16 protein-coding genes are annotated in these 16,764 nt (G+C 62.8%); 1 reads left to right on the forward strand and 15 read right to left on the reverse strand.

What is annotated here, in order from left to right; translation table 11 throughout:
* Nucleotides 1–125 precede the first annotated feature (125 nt).
* From ACWGPT_RS03285 to trpS, 13 genes are all read right to left on the reverse strand, one after another.
* On the reverse strand, nt 126–542 hold the full coding sequence (locus ACWGPT_RS03285; protein ID WP_452604160.1) for a helix-turn-helix domain-containing protein: 417 nt from the start codon (nt 540–542) through the stop codon (nt 126–128).
* 135 nt (nt 543–677) lie between these two features.
* Nucleotides 678–2,276, reverse strand: coding sequence for an apolipoprotein N-acyltransferase (lnt, locus tag ACWGPT_RS03290; RefSeq protein ID WP_452604161.1), 1,599 nt, complete (start codon nt 2,274–2,276; stop codon nt 678–680).
* 73 nt (nt 2,277–2,349) lie between these two features.
* Nucleotides 2,350–3,555 carry a hemolysin family protein gene (locus ACWGPT_RS03295; RefSeq protein WP_452604507.1) on the reverse strand — a complete coding sequence of 402 codons (1,206 nt, stop codon included), beginning with the start codon at nt 3,553–3,555 and terminating at the stop codon, nt 2,350–2,352.
* On the reverse strand, nt 3,555–4,073 hold the full coding sequence (gene ybeY / locus ACWGPT_RS03300) for an rRNA maturation RNase YbeY (protein ID WP_452604162.1): 519 nt from the start codon (nt 4,071–4,073) through the stop codon (nt 3,555–3,557). The genes ACWGPT_RS03295 and ybeY overlap by 1 nt, the downstream gene beginning before the upstream one ends.
* Nucleotides 4,074–4,091: 18 nt before the next feature.
* Nucleotides 4,092–5,147, reverse strand: coding sequence for a PhoH family protein (locus ACWGPT_RS03305; RefSeq protein ID WP_452604163.1), 1,056 nt, complete (start codon nt 5,145–5,147; stop codon nt 4,092–4,094).
* A 25-nt stretch (nt 5,148–5,172) separates the two neighbouring features.
* Nucleotides 5,173–6,585, reverse strand: a complete 1,413-nt coding sequence (gene miaB, locus ACWGPT_RS03310) for a tRNA (N6-isopentenyl adenosine(37)-C2)-methylthiotransferase MiaB (protein ID WP_452604508.1) — start codon at nt 6,583–6,585, stop codon at nt 5,173–5,175.
* Between the two features lie 43 nt (nt 6,586–6,628).
* A complete protein-coding gene (locus ACWGPT_RS03315) occupies nt 6,629–7,420 on the reverse strand; it encodes a lysophospholipid acyltransferase family protein (RefSeq protein WP_452604509.1) in 792 nt (263 codons plus the stop codon).
* Entirely contained in the window at nt 7,420–7,848 is a 429-nt protein-coding gene (locus ACWGPT_RS03320) for a Fur family transcriptional regulator (RefSeq protein ID WP_452604164.1), read from the reverse strand. The genes ACWGPT_RS03315 and ACWGPT_RS03320 overlap by 1 nt, the downstream gene beginning before the upstream one ends.
* 36 nt (nt 7,849–7,884) lie before the next feature.
* Nucleotides 7,885–8,379 carry a GNAT family N-acetyltransferase gene (locus ACWGPT_RS03325; protein ID WP_452604165.1) on the reverse strand — a complete coding sequence of 165 codons (495 nt, stop codon included), beginning with the start codon at nt 8,377–8,379 and terminating at the stop codon, nt 7,885–7,887.
* A gap of 5 nt (nt 8,380–8,384) precedes the next feature.
* Complete coding sequence (tsaB, locus tag ACWGPT_RS03330; protein WP_452604166.1) at nt 8,385–9,044, reverse strand: tRNA (adenosine(37)-N6)-threonylcarbamoyltransferase complex dimerization subunit type 1 TsaB; 660 nt, start codon at nt 9,042–9,044, stop codon at nt 8,385–8,387.
* A 14-nt stretch (nt 9,045–9,058) separates the two neighbouring features.
* The gene (locus ACWGPT_RS03335; RefSeq protein WP_452604167.1) at nt 9,059–9,625 is read right to left on the reverse strand and encodes a NifU family protein; all 567 of its coding nucleotides are present in this window, start codon (nt 9,623–9,625) and stop codon (nt 9,059–9,061) included.
* Between the two features lie 109 nt (nt 9,626–9,734).
* Nucleotides 9,735–10,226: a universal stress protein gene (locus ACWGPT_RS03340; protein WP_452604168.1), complete on the reverse strand. Its 492-nt coding sequence runs from the start codon at nt 10,224–10,226 to the stop codon at nt 9,735–9,737.
* A gap of 102 nt (nt 10,227–10,328) precedes the next feature.
* Nucleotides 10,329–11,393, reverse strand: a complete 1,065-nt coding sequence (gene trpS / locus ACWGPT_RS03345; RefSeq protein ID WP_452604169.1) for a tryptophan--tRNA ligase — start codon at nt 11,391–11,393, stop codon at nt 10,329–10,331.
* 458 nt (nt 11,394–11,851) lie between these two features.
* Between trpS and ACWGPT_RS03350 the strand changes: the two genes are divergently transcribed.
* The gene (locus ACWGPT_RS03350; protein ID WP_452604170.1) at nt 11,852–12,286 is read left to right on the forward strand and encodes a YcbK family protein; all 435 of its coding nucleotides are present in this window, start codon (nt 11,852–11,854) and stop codon (nt 12,284–12,286) included.
* A gap of 3 nt (nt 12,287–12,289) precedes the next feature.
* On the opposite strand, the gene murJ is transcribed toward ACWGPT_RS03350, so the two are convergent.
* Together murJ and ACWGPT_RS03360 are read right to left on the reverse strand one after the other, a co-directional pair.
* Nucleotides 12,290–13,861: a murein biosynthesis integral membrane protein MurJ gene (gene murJ / locus ACWGPT_RS03355; RefSeq protein ID WP_452604171.1), complete on the reverse strand. Its 1,572-nt coding sequence runs from the start codon at nt 13,859–13,861 to the stop codon at nt 12,290–12,292.
* Nucleotides 13,858–16,749 carry a [protein-PII] uridylyltransferase gene (locus ACWGPT_RS03360; protein WP_452604510.1) on the reverse strand — a complete coding sequence of 964 codons (2,892 nt, stop codon included), beginning with the start codon at nt 16,747–16,749 and terminating at the stop codon, nt 13,858–13,860. The genes murJ and ACWGPT_RS03360 overlap by 4 nt, the downstream gene beginning before the upstream one ends.
* Nucleotides 16,750–16,764 lie beyond the last annotated feature (15 nt).

Genomic DNA, 16,764 nt, shown 5'->3' on the forward strand with positions numbered 1-16,764 from the left:
GCTCACCCGTTCAAAGACAAGGACATAAATATATCTTTATATGTAAAAATCTGCGAGCGATCCTCCTCTGCTTATAAAAAAAGCGGCCCTGCGGCCGCTTCTCGGGGTGTTTCGGTGTCGGGACGCTATTCGTCGATTTCGGCAGCAAGCGCCTTTACCAGGTCAACGATGCGACGGCGCACTTTCGGATCGGAGATCTTCACGAAGGCGCGGTTGAGCTGGAGCCCTTCCGACGAAGACAGGAAGTCGACGACGAAGTTCGAACTCGACGCCTCCTCCATCCCGGAGGCGGAAGCGCCATGATCACCGGGCGCGTCTTCGAAGAAGAAGGAAACGGGTACGTTCAGGATGCTGGAGATGTTCTGGAGACGGCTGGCACCAACCCGGTTCGTGCCTTTTTCGTATTTCTGGATCTGCTGGAAGGTGATGCCGAGGCTCTCCCCCAATTTCTCCTGGCTCATACCAAGCATGGTACGACGAAGACGAATCCGGCTTCCTACATGGATGTCGATCGGGTTCGGCTTCTTCTTGTTTTCAATCATCACTCTGTCCTGACGTTTGGTAGTCTACGAACTGCTTCGCGACTGCCGCCGGCCTGTGGCGACAGAAACGCATATCACTTCTAGACCTTGCCGAACAGAAGTGCGGATGCACTATGCAATTTTGGGGGTTTTGGGTCAATTCTGTCGGAAATTAAAACCACTGCGGGAAATGAATGCAATCAAAAACATAGCGATTTCAATCAACCAGAAGTTCATCCGGCGCGCGCTTTCGCTCCACGCACCTGTCGAAACATCGGCCAGCGGCACGTCGAGGAATGCCTTCTCGTTGAAGCTCAAACTGCCGGTGATCCGTCCCGTCGGCGCGATGATTGCGGAAATGCCGCTGTTGGCGCCCCGGATCACCGGGCGACCGGTTTCCACGGCGCGCAACCGGGCCTGCTGAAAGTGCTGGTATGGACCCGGAGTATCGCCGAACCACGCGTCGTTGGTGATGTTGAGGATCGCCGCGGTCGATCCCACCTCTCCGCCGATCTCGTCCGGGAAGATCGCCTCGTAGCAGATGAGCGGATAGAGGGCCCGGCCATCTGGAAGGGGAAGGAGCGAGCGCGACGCGGCTGCGGTAAAGCCGCCAGGCAGCGCCACAAGGCTTTCGATCCCCCACTCCTGCAGCCACTGCTCGAAGGGTACGTATTCCCCGAACGGGGTGAGGTGAACCTTGTCGGCCGCGCCGCGGATCTCGCCCCGGTCATCGATGACATAGACGGAATTGTAGTAGCGCGGCGGTGAACCGGCACCGGAATACTCGACGCGCACCGCGCCGGCCACCAGAACCTGCCCCTCCTCCAGCACGTCCGCTATCCGCGCAAGCGCATCTCGGTTCTCGGTGAGGATGAAGGGGACGGAAGTCTCCGGCCAGACGATGACGTCCGGACGCCTTTCTCCATCGGCTGGCGGCGCGGAGGACAGGGTCAGATGCTCCTCCAGGATCGCGGCCCGGTCGGAATTCTGGAGCTTGCGGGATTGGTCGAGGACCGGCTGTACGAGACGAACAATCGTCTGTGGCCCGGCGCCCGTGTCGGCGCCATCCATCACGGAAAGACGATAGGCACCGTAACCGAGATGCGCGCCCAGAAGCACGACGCCGCAGGCCAGTCCCGCAGCCAGTCCGCGCCGCGTACCGAAGAGAGCAGGCAGGGAAAAGACGAAGACGGCCAGCACCGTCACGCCGAACAATCCGATCACGGCGGCGGACTGCATCATGATCGGCGTCTGCATCGCCCCGTAGCCGATGGCATTCCAGGGAAATCCGGTCGCCACGAAGCTTCTCAGCCATTCGGCGATGCCGAACCCGAATGCGAGCGCCGCCAGCCGTCCCGGCCCGTCGGACCAGAGCATGCCGGCAAGTACCGTCGCCAGCCCGAAGAAGATGGCAAGCACGGCCGGCAGCCCGAGCACCGCAAGCGGCAAGGCCCAGGCGAACTGGTCGGCCTCGACAAGCAGCGCATTTCCAAGCCACCACAGACCCGCAAGGAAGTAGCCGAACCCGAAGGACCAGCCGAGGAGGAAGACGGAACGCTGGCGCGAAACCCAGCCGCTTTCAGGATGCGAAGCCTGCCCGTCCATCAACCAGACGAGCAGGGTGAAGGAGACGAAGAGAACGGCGAATATCCCGAACGGGGGCAATGCGAGAGCGCCGACCGCGCCTGCGGCAAACGCCAGCACGAGACGGCGCATGCCCCAGAGAAGCATCACCCTGCCCGCCAGCCGCTCCATCCGCAATCCTTCCCCTACCCCGAATCAGGACCGCAGTGTTTCAAAAATAACGCCGCATGTCCCGTCACCGGTTCTAGGAGGCATTCCGAGCGCCCGATGACGCCTGGTCGGATGAAGCCTGGCCGGCTGCCGCCACCAGACCTGCAGGAGGAGTAGCGAGGCCGGCATCCGCTTCCGTCGCGACGTCCGTCTCGCCCTTGATCTGCCGACGTCGGGTGGGCGCGCGCTTGCGCACGATGCGGACCCGCTTGATCCGCCGCGGGTCGGCCTCGAGGATGTGAAACTCGAAGCCGGGGAGAGCCTGGACGACCTCGCCCCGAACGGGGATTCGGCCGAGCGCGGAAAAGATCAGCCCTCCGAGCGTATCGACATCCTCCACACGGTCACGGATGTCGAAGTCGGGGCCGATGGCCTTTGCGATCTCCTCCAGTTCGATGCGGGCGTCGGCGACGAAGATGTCGTCGGCCGTGCGCGAGAACATGACTTCATTGTCGTCATGCTCGTCCTCGACGTCTCCGATGACCATCTCGACGATATCCTCGTGAGAGACGAGACCGTCGGTGCCGCCATATTCGTCGATGACCAGCGCCATCTGCGTTCGCGCCGCCTGCATGCTCTGGAGCAGGTCGGACGCGAGCATGGACGGCGGAACGAAGAGGATGTTGCGGATGAGCCCGGCTTCGGCGACCGTCTTGCTGAGATCCACTCGGCCGAGATCGAAGGCGGGCTTCGGCGTGCGGGCGGGCTTTTCGGTCTTCTCGCTTGCAAGCGGCATGGGCTGGGCAGGAGCCGCACGCGGCACGGACCGCCGCTTGTTGCGCGCCTGCTTGGCAAGGTAGGAAAGGAGATCGCGAATGTGGACGAAGCCGCGGGGGTCATCCAGCGTATCGCAATAGACGGGCATTCGCGACCTGCCCGTTTCCTCGAAATGTATCATCAGGTCGCCGAGCGTGATCGTCATGTCGACCGCCTCGATATCGGCTCGCGGCACCATGATGTCCTCGACACGAACCTCGCGGAACCGGAGGATGTTGTGCAGCATGGCCCGTTCTTCGGGCGAGAAGGCGCTGCTGATTCCGGCGTCGGTCATCAGCGCGTCGGCGAGATCCTCCCGCAGGCGCTCGCCCTGGGCAGGCCGCACGAGCCGTAGCATCCGGCCCCAGAATGAGCCGTGGTTTCGGAGGTGGTTCTCTCGTCGGTGCGGACTACTGTCCTCTTCCGAGGATGTGTCCGAACCGGATTTGCCCTCATGGGCGGCAATGGTCGATATGTCGTTCATCATTCCAGTTCATCGATGGGGTCTTGTCCCGCATAGGGATCAGATAGGCCAAGCTTGGCCAAAATACGAGTCTCTGTCGCTTCCATCCGTTCAGCTTCGTCCTTTTCCATGTGATCATAGCCAAACAGGTGCAGAAATCCATGCACAAGCAGATGTGTCAAATGGGCATCGAAACTCTTTTCGAGTTCCGCGGCCTCTCTCTCCACCGTCTCCCGGGCGATCACAATGTCGCCGAGCATCGGGCCCGGCATCTTGCCAGGGGTGATCGGGAATGCTGGGAAGGAGAGAACGTTGGTGGGCTTGTCCTTGCCTCGCCACTCGGCATTGATGGCGCGGATATCGTCGTCGTCGGTAAAAACGACAGACACTTCAACGGGATGATCGGGGAAAGGCTGACGTTCCGTCGCACCCAGGTAGTCGGCTGCAGTCGATAGAACCGTCCCGGCCTTCTCCGCCAACACTTCCTCGGACGCCCAGCCCGGATCTTCGACGCTTACCTGTATATCCAATTGCGGCATCAGTTCGCGATCGGTGCGTTACCGATCGACTTCCTCGCTTTCCTGGTGAACGGCGTACTGGGCGTCATACGCCTGGACGATCCGACCGACGAGCGGGTGGCGCACCACGTCGACATCCTTGAACCGGGCGACGGAAATGCCCTCGACGCCCTTCAGTATGTGCAACGCCTCGACGAGGCCGGATTTCACGCCCCGGGGCAGGTCCACCTGGCTCGGGTCGCCTGTGATGATCATGCGGGCGTTCTCGCCAAGGCGGGTCAGGAACATCTTCATCTGCATCGACGTCGTGTTCTGCGCCTCGTCGAGGATCACGGCTGCATTGGAGAGGGTTCGCCCGCGCATGAAGGCGAGAGGCGCGATCTCGATGACGCCGGCGGTGATCGCGCGCTCCACCTTGTCGCCCGGCATCATGTCATAGAGGGCGTCGTAGAGCGGCCGCAGGTAGGGGTCGACCTTTTCCTTCATGTCGCCGGGCAGGAAGCCCAGGCGCTCGCCGGCCTCCACGGCAGGGCGGGACAGGATGATACGGTCCACGGCGCCACGTTCCAGCAGCTGGGCGGCGTGCGCGACGGCCAGATAGGTCTTTCCCGTGCCGGCGGGGCCGACGCCGAACACGAGCTCCGAACGCTCCAGCGCCCGGATATAGGCGTCCTGGGTCGGGGTTCGTGCAATGATGGTCTTCTTGCGGGTCGAGATCTGCGCCATGGACAGCTTAGCCTTGCGCTCCATGGTCGGCAGTTGCAACTGGTCGTCCGCCGCAACCGCCATGCGTATCGCGCCCTCCACATCCGAAGGCTCCACGCTGCCGCCCTTCTGTAGTCGTTCATAGAGGTAATCGAGTGCACGGCGCGCCTGGTTGGTTGCCGTGACGTCGCCGGAAATCGAGACGGAATTGCCGCGGGCGAGCGCATCGATATGCAGCCGCTCCTCCAGCAACTTCAAATTCTGGTCGAATTGTCCGAAGAGTTCGCTGGCGAGCCTGTTGTTCTGGAATGTCAGCACGAAGTGGTTGGCATCGGTCGCAGCGGATCGCGGTTGACGCGCGGGTGAAGAAACCAATTCGTGTCCGTTCAAGTAGGCAAGCTCCTCGCCAGAAGGTTCAGGCTCCGATCAAATCCCGGGCCGGCTCCGCAAACAAGCTGTTTGGACCAGTTCCGATGATTCGTACCGGAATAATGTCACCTATCTGCGATGTTTTTGCATCAACATTCACAGACTGCAGCCAAGGCGATCGTCCGATCACCTGGCCCTCGTTGCGGCCGGGTTTCTCCAGCAGCAGGTCGATGACCTTTCCAACGCAGGATTTGGCGAACTCAGCCTGCTGTTTCAAGAGGAGTGCCTGCAATCTTTCGAGCCGCTCCGACTTTACCTCTTCCGCGACCTGATCGGGGAGATCCGCGCCGGGCGTGCCGGGGCGGGTGGAATACTTGAACGAGAAGGCCTGGGCATAGCCGACCGCCTCGATGATCCGCAGCGTATCGTCGAAATCCGCGTCGCTCTCGCCGGGAAAACCAACGATGAAATCCCCCGACATCGCGATATCCGGCCGTGCCGTGCGGATGCGGTCGATGAGGCGCAGGTATTCTTCCCCGGTGTGCCGGCGGTTCATTGCCTTCAGGATGCGATCGGAGCCCGACTGAACCGGAAGGTGCAGGTAGGGCATCAGCAAGCGCAGATCCCGGTGAGCTTCGATGAGGCGATCATCCATGTCTCGCGGATGACTGGTGGTGTAGCGCAGCCGCGCGAGCCCCGGCACCTCGGCCAGACCATAGAGCAGGTCGCCGAGACCCCATTGGCGGCCATTCGGCCCCTCGCCGCGCCATGCATTGACGTTCTGGCCGAGAAGGGTGATCTCGCGTACTCCCGCCTCCACCAGGCGACGCGCCTCGTCCATGATCTGGTGAAGCGGGCGCGAGACTTCGGCCCCTCGGGTATAGGGGACCACGCAGAAGGTGCAGAACTTGTCGCACCCTTCCTGCACGGTGAGGAAAGCCGTGACGCCGCGTGCGCGGATGCGCGCCTTTTCGGTGGCAGGCAGGTGCTCGAACTTGTCCTCGACCGCGTAGTCGGTGTCGACGACTCGGGTTCCCTGGCGTGCGCGGCGCAGCGCATCGGGAAGACGGTGATAGGTCTGCGGCCCGACGACGACGTCGACTGCAGGCGCGCGCCGGAGAATTTCCTCGCCTTCCGCCTGCGCGACACAGCCGGTAACGCCAATCATCAGCTCCTGGCCGTTTGCATTGCGGGCCTGCTTCATATCCCTCAGCCGGCCCAGCGCCGAATAGACCTTCTCCGCCGCCTTTTCCCGGATATGGCAGGTGTTCAGGAGGATGAGGTCCGCGTCTTCCATCTCCTCGGTCGGCACATAGCCTTCGCTGGCGAGCGCGTCACCCATGCGCACGGAATCATAGACGTTCATCTGGCAGCCATAGGTCTTGATGAAGACCTTCCGCATATTGACGGCGCCAGCCTTGTCCACGATCTCAGGAGTTGTTGCGGTATCGGTGCTCATGGCCGGCTCTTTATCGCAAGATGTGCCGCAATAGAAGAATTTGTTAGATGTCGCGCCCGCGCAGGGCGGCAAGCAGCATGCGGCGGGTCTGTGCAGCGACACTCGCACTCAGCACCTTGCGATTGTCTCCGGCGCGAAACTCGATCGTGTTCCCGAAGGAGACATCGACATCGATCGCCTGCGCCTTCAGCACCCCCATCAGATGGGGAACGAGTTCGATATCGCCCGGCCAGGCTGCGATCGGCCGATGATAGCGCCCCATCGGCATGCCCTGCACCCGCGTATAGGCAATGGCGACCGGCTGGATGTGGACGACGTTGCCGGGCACTTCGGGGACAGCGGCCGCGGCTGCACCGAACAGCGCCGACTTGATTTCCAGGACGCGATTTCCGTCCGACGTCGTACCTTCGGGAAAGAGCACGACGATCTCGCCGGCCTTCATCCGTTGCGCAATCTCGTTGACCTGACGCCCCGCCTGTCGCTTCTGCTCACGGGCCACGAAGATCGTCTTCTGCAGCTTGGCCAGCACACCGAAGACGGGCCAGGCCGCGACTTCCGACTTCGCGATGAAGGCCACGTCGGCAATCGCGCCGAGGACGAGGATGTCCTGCCAGGACGCGTGGTTGGAGGCAAGCATCAGCGGCCGCCGCCGTTCCGGTTCGCCGTGGACATGTATGCGGATGCCGAGGAGATAGCAGGCGGCGCGGTGCCAGTAGCGCGGGATGTAGCGGCGAAGCCTGAGGTCGAACGCGAGCCCGACGAGCTGGAACGGCAGGAGCACCAGCGTGACCACCGCAAGCGAGACGACGACGAAGCCAATCCGCAGCCAGGTGATCAAGCGGGGTCCTTGTCGAGAGGCACGCCATAGAGTTCCAGGCGATGTCCGACGAGACGGAAGCCATGCTCGCGGGCAATCCGCTCCTGGAGCGCCTCGATCTCGGGAGAATGGAATTCGATGACCGTTCCGGTCTCGACGTCGATCATGTGATCGTGGTGCTCCTCGGGCACCGTCTCGTAGCGGGAACGGCCGTCGCGGAAATCGTGCTTCTCGATGATGCCCTCGTCCTCGAACAGTTTCACGGTCCGGTAGACGGTAGACAGGGAAATGCGGGGGTCGACGGCGGCGGCGCGGCGGTGGAGTTCCTCGACATCGGGGTGATCATCCGATTCCTGCAGGATGCGCGCTATGACCCGGCGCTGCTCCGTCATGCGCATGCCCTTGTCGGCGCACAGTTCCTCCAGCGTCTTGGAAAGATCTGTCATGACGTTGCCGCCTCGTTCATTATCTATCCGGTGGAACTACCGAAGATTGCGCCTCATGACAAGCGCCGAGGACCGTTGCCCACCCTCGCCTTCGTAGTAGGCCGGACGCTCGGCAACCGTCAGGAATTCTAGCTTCCGGTAAAGCCGGACAGCCGGCGTGTTGGCGGCTTCGACCTCCAGGAACATCTCTTCGGCGCCCCGCTGCTCCGCCTCTCGCAGGGTTGCCTGCATCAGGCGCCAACCGAGGCCGGACCGCTCGAACTTTTCGGCGACCGCGACCGTCAGGATCTCGGCTTCACCGGCGCTCTCCCGCGCCAGCACGAAGCCTGCCGGCGGGCGCGAGAAGAAGGCGTTCGTCTGGCGCGCCATGAAGCCGAAGACGTTCGGTTGCAGCAAGAGGCTCAGGAACTCTCCGTCGCTCCACTGGCGAGGGAAGCGCTGCCCGTGGAGCTGGGACAGCTCGCGGCAGTCTTCGCTGCGGAGCGAAACGACCTCAAAATAGGGCTTCCACTGCAGGTAATCCTCGAGCATCGCAGTCAGATCCTGGGCAGCGCGTAACCGGTCTGCGGCTTCGCATCGGGCCCGCGCAGGTAAAGCGGTTTGGGGCGTCCGTCGGTTGCGGTCTTCGCCGCCCCCAGCCGGGCCACCACTGAAATGTCGAAACGATCAAGCCCTGTGGATGAGACGGCGCCGAGTGCGGGATCCCGCCCGGAGCCGGTCAGGTCTGCGGAAAGCGATGAGGCGAGCGCCGCCGCGTCCTGTGGCACCAGGGCCTGCGGCTCGCCCAGAGGGCTGCCGTCGGCCGCGAATGGCTGGACGTAGAGTTCGCCGCGCTTGGCATCCATCGCGACGACTACATTGCTGGAAGGCTCCCGTTCGAAATACGCGCCGGCGAGGGCTTCGAGCGTCGTAACGCCTACAACTTCGACGCCGAGAGAGAGTGCCAGACCGCGGGCGGCGGCGACCCCGACGCGGATACCCGTGAACGACCCCGGTCCAACGACGACCGCTATCCGCTGGATGTCCGAGAGCGAACAGCTGGCCTGCGCAAGTGCCTCGTCGATAGCCGACATCAGCCGTTCCGCATGCCCCTTGCCGATGTTATCGACGACGGAGCCCAGGATCTCGCGGGACGAGCTGTCATAAACCGCTGCGGAACAATCCACGCCCGCGGTATCAATGGCCAGGACGAGCATCAGCGATCGGCGTCTTAAAGAGCCTCGACCGACTGCACTTCCGGAACGAAGTGGCGAAGCAGGTTGTGGACGCCATGCTTCAGGGTCGCGGTGGAGGACGGGCAGCCGGAGCAGGCACCCTTCATGTTCAGGTAAACCGTCCCATCCTTGAAGCCCTTGAAGGTGATGTCGCCGCCATCCTGGGCAACCGCCGGGCGGACGCGGGTTTCCAGCAGTTCCTTGATCGTCGCGACGATGGTTTCGTCGCCTTCGTCATAGAACTCGCCTTCTTCGTCGAAGGCTTCCGCCGTGGTCGTGCCCCCGCCCATCACGGGCTGGCCGGACATGAAGTGCTCCATGATCGAGCCGAGGATGGCGGGCTTCAGGTGCTGCCACTCGCCGCTTTCCTTGGTCACGGTAATGAAGTCGTAGCCGAAATAGACCCCGGTCACTCCGGGAACCGCAAAGAGGCGGGACGCGAGCGGCGACGCTTCCGCCTCGCCTGCATTGCGAAAGTCGGCCGTACCCTTTTCCATGACGATCTTGCCGGGCAGGAATTTCAGGGTTGCCGGGTTCGGCGTTGCCTCGGTCTGAATGAACATTTTGCGTCTCCGAAGTGCCAGGGCACTTAGTTTAGAATTCTTCCAAAGAAGATAGACCCAATCATCTTTGGGTTCAAGTGCGCGTTTCGACCCGCGCCGTCAAGGCGTGTCAGCACAGCGCGTCGATCTCCTCGTCCGACAGGCTGTCGGGAAGCACGGTGACCGGGATAGGAAATATCGCGCCTCGTCCGGCAATGGCCGAGACCAGCGGACCGGGGCCTTCCTTGGCCGACGCCGCGGCCAGAACAAGGATGGCAATGTCGCGATCCTCCTCGACGAGATCGTTGATCTGGTCCGGCGCATTGCCCTCCCGGATCACCACTTCCGGATCGATACCGATCGATTCGCGCACCTTCTGGGCTGCCTTCGCCATGATCGCCTCCGCTTCCTCGCGGGCTTCGGCGCGCATTATGGCCTCAACGCCGAGCCACTGCTGGAAATCCCCGTCCGGAATGACGAACAGCAGGACGAGCCCGCCGTTGGAATTCTTGGCGCGCCGACCGGCGTAATGCACCGCCCGCTCGCATTCCGGCGTCCCATCGATGATCGCCATGAACTTGCGGCGGTGTCCCTCAAGTCGAGACAGGCGTTTTGAAACCATGGCAGCCTCTTCCTCCCGAAGCTCGGCACGGATGGCCGAGCCGCGGAATCTATACGAACGCGACGAAATGAAAACCGGGGGCGATGCGACGAAGCCGCACGCTCAGCGCAGGAAGCCGACGATGTCGAAGACATCTCCCATGACCTTCGACGCGCGGGCCCGCGCCCTCTCGCCACCGTCACGGAGGATGGCGTCGATATGCGACGTGTCATCCATCAACCGGCGCATCTCACCGGTGATCGGCGACAGGACATGAACCGCAAGATCGGCGAGAGCCGGCTTGAAGGTGGAGAACTGCTGACCGCCGAACTCCTTCAGCACATCTTCCTTCTTGCGGTCCGAAAGGGCCGCATAGATGCCGACGAGATTGTCCGCTTCGGGGCGGCCCTTGAGGCCCTCCACCTCTGACGGAAGCGAGTCCGGATCGGTCTTGGCCTTGCGGATCTTCTTCAGGATCGCGTCGGCATCATCCATGAGATTGATGCGCGACAAATCCGACGGATCGGACTTCGACATCTTCTTGGTACCGTCCTTGAGCGACATGACGCGCGGTGCCGGCCCCTCGATCAGCGGCTCGACGAGCGGGAAATAGGCATGGATCGGCTCCTCGCCGACCACCATGTCGACGCCGGTGCCGGAGGCCCGTATTTTGTCCTGGAAGTCGATGTTGAACTTTTGGGCGATATCCCGGGCGAGTTCGAGGTGCTGCTTCTGGTCGTCGCCCACCGGCACGTGCGTGGCCCGGTAGACAAGGATGTCGGCCGCCATGAGGCTCGGATAGGCCAGGAGGCCGAGGGACGCGTTCTCGCGGTCCTTTCCGGCCTTGTCCTTGAACTGCGTCATCCGGTTCATCCAGCCGATACGGGCGACACAGTTGAAAATCCACGCCAGTTCCGCGTGCTGGGGCACCGCCGACTGATTGAAGACGATATGCTTCACGGGATCCACCCCGGAGGCGATGAACGCCGCGGCAATCGAGCGTATCTGGTTGCGCAGGTCATCATGGACCAGTTGCGCCGTGATGGCGTGAAGGTCGACGACGCAGTAGATGCAATCGTTGTTTTCCTGCAGGGCGACGAACTTGCGGATCGCGCCGAGATAGTTGCCGAGATGAAGGTTGCCGGTAGGCTGCACGCCGGAAAACACGAGCGGCTGAAAAGTGGTCATACTGTCCTCAATAGGCTGGTGGAGGGCCCCAGGCCCATCGGGCCATGTAGCTAACGCTCGGGCTTATGCACCTCCGCGTTTCAGCGATCAAGAGCGCCGGCGCGCGCAACCTGGCGTGGAGACGCCCCATTCCCGCCACAATTCGCCATCCCTTGCCTCAAACGCGCCCTCCGACAGCGCGCGGCGATTCCTGCGCTCGACCTGGATTTAAGCAGCCGCGCGACCTGATGCCGCATATTTGCATAGCTGCCTATATGCACGGTTGCATACTGAATTTCTTGCACTTTTGAAAATTCCTTCCACAAAATGCGCCCACGACGACGCTTGACGAAGGCGGCGTCGCGACGACCATGAAATCACCTCAGAATAATCGTCCTTATTTAGGTCACTTTCCGGAAACATTTTCCGTCCCGCAGAGAGGGCCCGAGATGATTTTGGGCCGACATTCGGGGGATACCGTGCGCACTGTTACTCGTCTCGCGCTTGCCTCGCTACTTTCCATCGGCCTGAGCGGGGTGGCCGAAGCCGGCAGCGCGCAAAAGCGTCGCGGCAATCTTTTCAAGCACGACTATACCGCCGCCTACACGGTCCAGCGGGTCAGCGTCAGGACCAGTTGCTTTCCCTCGAAGCTGAAGGCGATCCTCGCGCATATCGCCGTCACGACAGGCAAGAAGCCGGTCGTGACGTCGGGCCATCGTCCGCGCTCCGGCCGGTCGCAGCACAGCAACTGTTATGCCGCAGACATCCGCGTTCCGGGGGTATCCGAAAGGACGATCCTGGCGGTCGCCGCGTCTGCTCCCGGCATCGGCGGTATCGGCCGATACTGCAACGGCCTCGTGCACGTGGACATCGGACCGAAACGCCGCTGGGCTCACTGCGGTAGGCGGAAATGACCCCTAGGCCTTCGGGCGCGTCCGCTTGAGGTTCCTACGGATCACGCCCACCTGGGCGCCGCCGATGAGGAAGGCGACCGGGAAGTAGACGATCACGGCAAGGCCGATCAGCCCGGCTAGCGCCCCGACCTGCTGGAGAAGCGACGCCTGTGGCGCGAGCCAGGGCGAGGCATAAGGTAGCGCATAGACCAGCGCCCCGGCCATCATTCCCGCCGAAACGATAAGCAGCAGGGTGCGGCGCAGGAGCGCCCATTCCCACGTCATGTCGCCTCGCCAAAGGAGCGTCGAGAAAAGCAGGATCGTGTTGATCCAGCCTGCCGCCGCTTCCGCGGTGGCAATTCCGCGCTCGGCAAGGATCGGGAACAGGGTGATCGCCAGTCCCGAATTGACGATGACCGAGATGATGGTGAAGCGCATGGGGGTGCGGGTATCTTCCCGTGCGTAGAAGCCCGGCTGCAGCGCCTTGATCATCACGAAGCCGGGAAGCCCTATGCCGTAGATCGCAAGGATCGAGGCGACTACCGCCGTGTTCTCCGCGGAAAAGGCACCGCGCTCGTAAAGAACGCGGATGATCGGCTGGGAAAGGACCCAGAGGCCAGCCGCAGCCGGCAGCGTCATGAACAGCACGAATTCGAGCGACCGGTTCTGGATGCCCGCTGCCTCCTTCATGTGCCCGCCCTTCAGCGCGCGCGACAGTTCAGGCAGGAGGACCACGCCGACCGCCACCCCGACAACGCCCAGCGGCAGTTGATAGATGCGATCGGCATACTGGAGCGCCGCAATAGCTCCTTCCTTGCCGGACGCGATTGCCTGACCGATGATCTGGTTGATCTGCGTTATGCCGCCGGTGATTGCCGCCGGGACCGCAAGGATGAGGAGCCGCTTGACGTTGGGCGTCATCCGCGGACGGCGAAATCCGATGTTGATGCCGGCCTGGCGCACGCCGACATAGACGACCGCAAGCTGGAGAACACCGGCAACGAGGACGCTCCAGGAGAGGTACCAGGCCGTCGCCAGCGGATCGGCCCCGTCCCACCAGGCATAGGCGAGCGCCGCGATCATTACGACGTTCAGGAAGACGGGCGCGATTGCGGCCGCGAAGAAACGATGCAGCGAATTCAGCATCCCGCTCATCATGGCGGTGAGCGACATGCACATGAGATAGGGAAACATGACCGCCGCGAGCCGGACCGTCAGCGCCGACTTTGCCTCGTCGCCGGCAAAGCCCGGGGCGATGATCCAGTCCACCAGCCAGGGCATGGCCAGTTCCATCGCGATCGTGATCAGCAGCAGCGCCGAGAACAGAACGCCGAAGACCTCCTCGGAGAACCGCTTGGCACCTTCGACGCCATGCGCCTCGATTTCCTTGGAGAAGAGCGGAACGAAGGCGGCGTTGAACGCGCCCTCGGCGAACAGCCGGCGGAACAGGTTGGGAAAGCGGAAAGCCGCATAGAAGACGTCCGCCATTGGCCCCGTGCCGAGCGCGGCCGCCATCATGGTTTCACGCGCAAAACCGAAGATGCGGCTGCCGAGGGTGGCGCCGCCGACAGTCGCGAACTTGCGGACGAGGCTCATGCGTCGGCCTTCGGTCGGCGCGGCGTGGCCGGGACGCGACGCGCCGGCGCGGGAGCCGGGGCAATGATGCCGGAGGGCATGCCGCTGCGCAACTCGTCCTCCTGCTCGGCCATCACCGCCTTCAGCCGCGCGGAAATGTTGCCCTGCCGGTTCTCGTTGGTGATCTTCGCCCCCACGAGGTCCGTCACATAGAACGTATCGATCACCTTCTCGCCGAAGGTGGTGATGCGTGCCGAGTGGATGTCAAGCGAAAGATCGGCAAGGACCGCCGTGACTTCCGCCAGCAGGCCCGGACGGTCGAGGCATTCCACCTCGACGACGGTGAACTTGTTCGACAGGCCGTTCGAGATGATCACCGAAGGCGGGATCGTGAACATCTTGGTGCGTCGCTTGGCTTTCGCCCGCGTGGCGATGACTTCCGGCAACCGCTTCCTGCCCGAGAGCACGTCCTCGATCATGCGGCCGATCGTTGCGGCGCGGCGAAGCTCGTCTTCGTCGCCGGGAAACTCCCGATTGACCACGATCGTGTCTAGCGCACGGCCATCGGACGTCGTGAAGATCTGCGCGTCGGCAATATTCGCTCCGGCCGCGGCACAGGCGCCCGCAATGACGGACAGCAACCGGGGATGGTCCGGGGCGAGAACCGTGATCTCGGTGATCGCGTGGAAGGAATGGGTCCTGACCGTGGTCGCCAGCGCCTGCCCCTTCTGGTCGGTGTCGCGGATGAAGCGAGCGTGGCGGACCTGGTCCTCCAGCGGCACCGAGAGAAGATAGGGCTGGTAATGCAGCCGCGAATAGACCCGCCGGTCCTTCTGGCTCCAGTCGGCGAGGGCGTCGAACAGTTCCTCCTCCGCCTGCTGGGCCCGCTCCTTGCGCGAGAGTTCCGAGAACCCGCCGGAAAGCAGAAGCTCGGTCTCGTAGTAGAGCGTGCGCAGCAACTGCCCCTTCCAGCCGTTCCAGACACCGGGGCCAACCGCGCGGATGTCGCAGATCGTCAGGATCAGCAGAAGCTTCAACCGGTCCATGGACTGGACCTTCTCGGCGAAGTCGGTGATCGTCTTGCGGTCGTGGAGGTCGCGGGTCTGGGCTGTCATCGACATCAGCAGATGTTCCTCGATCAGCCAGACGACCAGTTCGGTCTGCTTGGTATTGAGGCCGAAGCGCGGGCAGAGCTTGCGGGCGATGCGAGCTCCGGCGATCGAGTGATCTTCCTGCCGCCCCTTGGCGATGTCGTGCAGCAGCACCGCGACATAGAGGGCTTCGCGCTCCTCGACGGACGGCATCAGCTTGTTAGCGAGCGGGTGGATCTCCGCCGCGCGGCCGTTATCGACTTCCGCCAGCGCATCGACGGAGCGGATCAGATGCTCGTCCACCGTATAGTGGTGATACATGTTGAACTGCATCATCGAGACGATCCGGCCGAAATCGGGAATGAACCGGCCGAGCACGCCTGCCTCGTTCATGCGGCGCAGCATCAGCGCCGGCTGCCGCCGCGACGTCAGCATCGAGAGGAAGAGGCGGTTCGCTTCCTCGTTTTCCCTCACCTCGCCGCTGATCAGCGAGAGCGAGCGGGTTACCCGCTTCAAGGCGTCCGGATGGAATTCGAGGCCGTTGATATCGGCAACGTGAAAGAAGCGGATGATGTTGACCGGGTCACGCTTGAAGACATCGGGATCGGCAAGGGTGATCCTGCCGCGGTCCTGTACGAAATCGACGGTACCGGGGATCTTGTGCAGACGCTTGGTGAAGCGCGAGATCACCCGTTTCAGGCCCGGCGCTTCCTTGGCCTGCTCGTCCTCGAGGGCGGCGCAGAAGATGCGCGTCAGGTCGCCGACATCCTTCGCCACCAGGAAGTAGTGCTTCATGAAGCGCTCGACGGCCGAAAGTCCGGGCCGCGAATGATAGCCGAGGCTTTCGGCGATCTCGCGCTGGATGTCGAATGACAGCCGCTCCTCGGCCTTGCCCGTGAGGAAGTGCATGTGGCAACGGACCGCCCAGAGGAAATCCTCCGACTTCTGGAAGACCTTCCACTCGTGGCGCGACAGGACTCCCAGCTTGACGAGTTCCTGGGCATTGCGGATGCGGTAGTAGTACTTGGCGATCCAGAAGAGCGTGTGGAGGTCTCGCAGGCCGCCCTTGCCCTCCTTGATATTCGGCTCGACCAGATAACGGGTGTCGCCGGCCTTCTGGTGGCGCACGTCCCGTTCCGCGAGCTTCGCGGCGACGAATTCCTCGCCCGTGCCGGCGACGATCTCCGTGTCGAAGCGTTTTTCCAGTTCGGAAACAAGGCCCTCGGCGCCGCAGATATAGCGGCTTTCCAGGATCGCCGTGCGGATCGTCATGTCCGACTTGGCAAGCTGGATGCACTCCTCGACCGTGCGCGTCGCATGGCCGACCTTGAAGCCCATGTCCCATAGCACGTAGAGCAGAAACTCGATCGCCTTGCGCATGGCGTCGGAATTCCTTGCGGGAAGAAGGAAGAGCAGGTCCACGTCCGAACCGGGAGCCAACGTGTCCCGGCCATAGCCGCCGACCGCGGCCGCCGCGGTCATGCCGGCTTCGGGATGGAGCTTCTCGGCGACCGCTTCGTGCAGTGCCCGGATCAGGTTGTCCTGAAGCCAGGACAGGCGCTGGGCGCAGGCAAGGCCACCGCCATCCTCGTCGAGAAGTCGCCGGATCGTCTTGCGACCTTCCGTGTTTGCAGTCCGCAAGACCGCAAGCACCTTGGCGCGCCGGTCCAGAACAGGCTCGTTTTCGTCCTGCAGGGCAGCAAGGCAATCGGCCCGCAGCTTTTCCACATCGAGGATGTCGGAGAGATCGATCGCGTCCTGAACCATGTTATCCTGCTGCTGCCGGCCCGACTGGAGGCTATATCCGCTCCGCTGCAGGCTGGCCAACGTTTA

The organism is Pseudorhizobium sp. NPDC055634 (genome assembly GCF_053618655.1).

Excerpts from the sequence above, each read along its gene's own strand:
- tsaB (WP_452604166.1), bottom strand. The coding sequence starts at position 9,044 with ATGCTCGTCCTGGCCATTGATACCGCGGGCGTGGATTGTTCCGCAGCG.
- lnt (WP_452604161.1), bottom strand. The coding sequence starts at position 2,276 with ATGGAGCGGCTGGCGGGCAGGGTGATGCTTCTCTGGGGCATGCGCCGT.
- ACWGPT_RS03285 (WP_452604160.1), bottom strand. The coding sequence starts at position 542 with ATGATTGAAAACAAGAAGAAGCCGAACCCGATCGACATCCATGTAGGA.
- ACWGPT_RS03325 (WP_452604165.1), bottom strand. The coding sequence starts at position 8,379 with ATGCTCGAGGATTACCTGCAGTGGAAGCCCTATTTTGAGGTCGTTTCG.
- trpS (WP_452604169.1), bottom strand. The coding sequence starts at position 11,393 with ATGACCACTTTTCAGCCGCTCGTGTTTTCCGGCGTGCAGCCTACCGGC.
- murJ (WP_452604171.1), bottom strand. The coding sequence starts at position 13,861 with ATGAGCCTCGTCCGCAAGTTCGCGACTGTCGGCGGCGCCACCCTCGGC.
- ACWGPT_RS03340 (WP_452604168.1), bottom strand. The coding sequence starts at position 10,226 with ATGGTTTCAAAACGCCTGTCTCGACTTGAGGGACACCGCCGCAAGTTC.
- miaB (WP_452604508.1), bottom strand. The coding sequence starts at position 6,585 with ATGAGCACCGATACCGCAACAACTCCTGAGATCGTGGACAAGGCTGGC.
- ACWGPT_RS03320 (WP_452604164.1), bottom strand. The coding sequence starts at position 7,848 with ATGACAGATCTTTCCAAGACGCTGGAGGAACTGTGCGCCGACAAGGGC.
- ACWGPT_RS03335 (WP_452604167.1), bottom strand. The coding sequence starts at position 9,625 with ATGTTCATTCAGACCGAGGCAACGCCGAACCCGGCAACCCTGAAATTC.
- ybeY (WP_452604162.1), bottom strand. The coding sequence starts at position 4,073 with ATGCCGCAATTGGATATACAGGTAAGCGTCGAAGATCCGGGCTGGGCG.
- ACWGPT_RS03295 (WP_452604507.1), bottom strand. The coding sequence starts at position 3,555 with ATGAACGACATATCGACCATTGCCGCCCATGAGGGCAAATCCGGTTCG.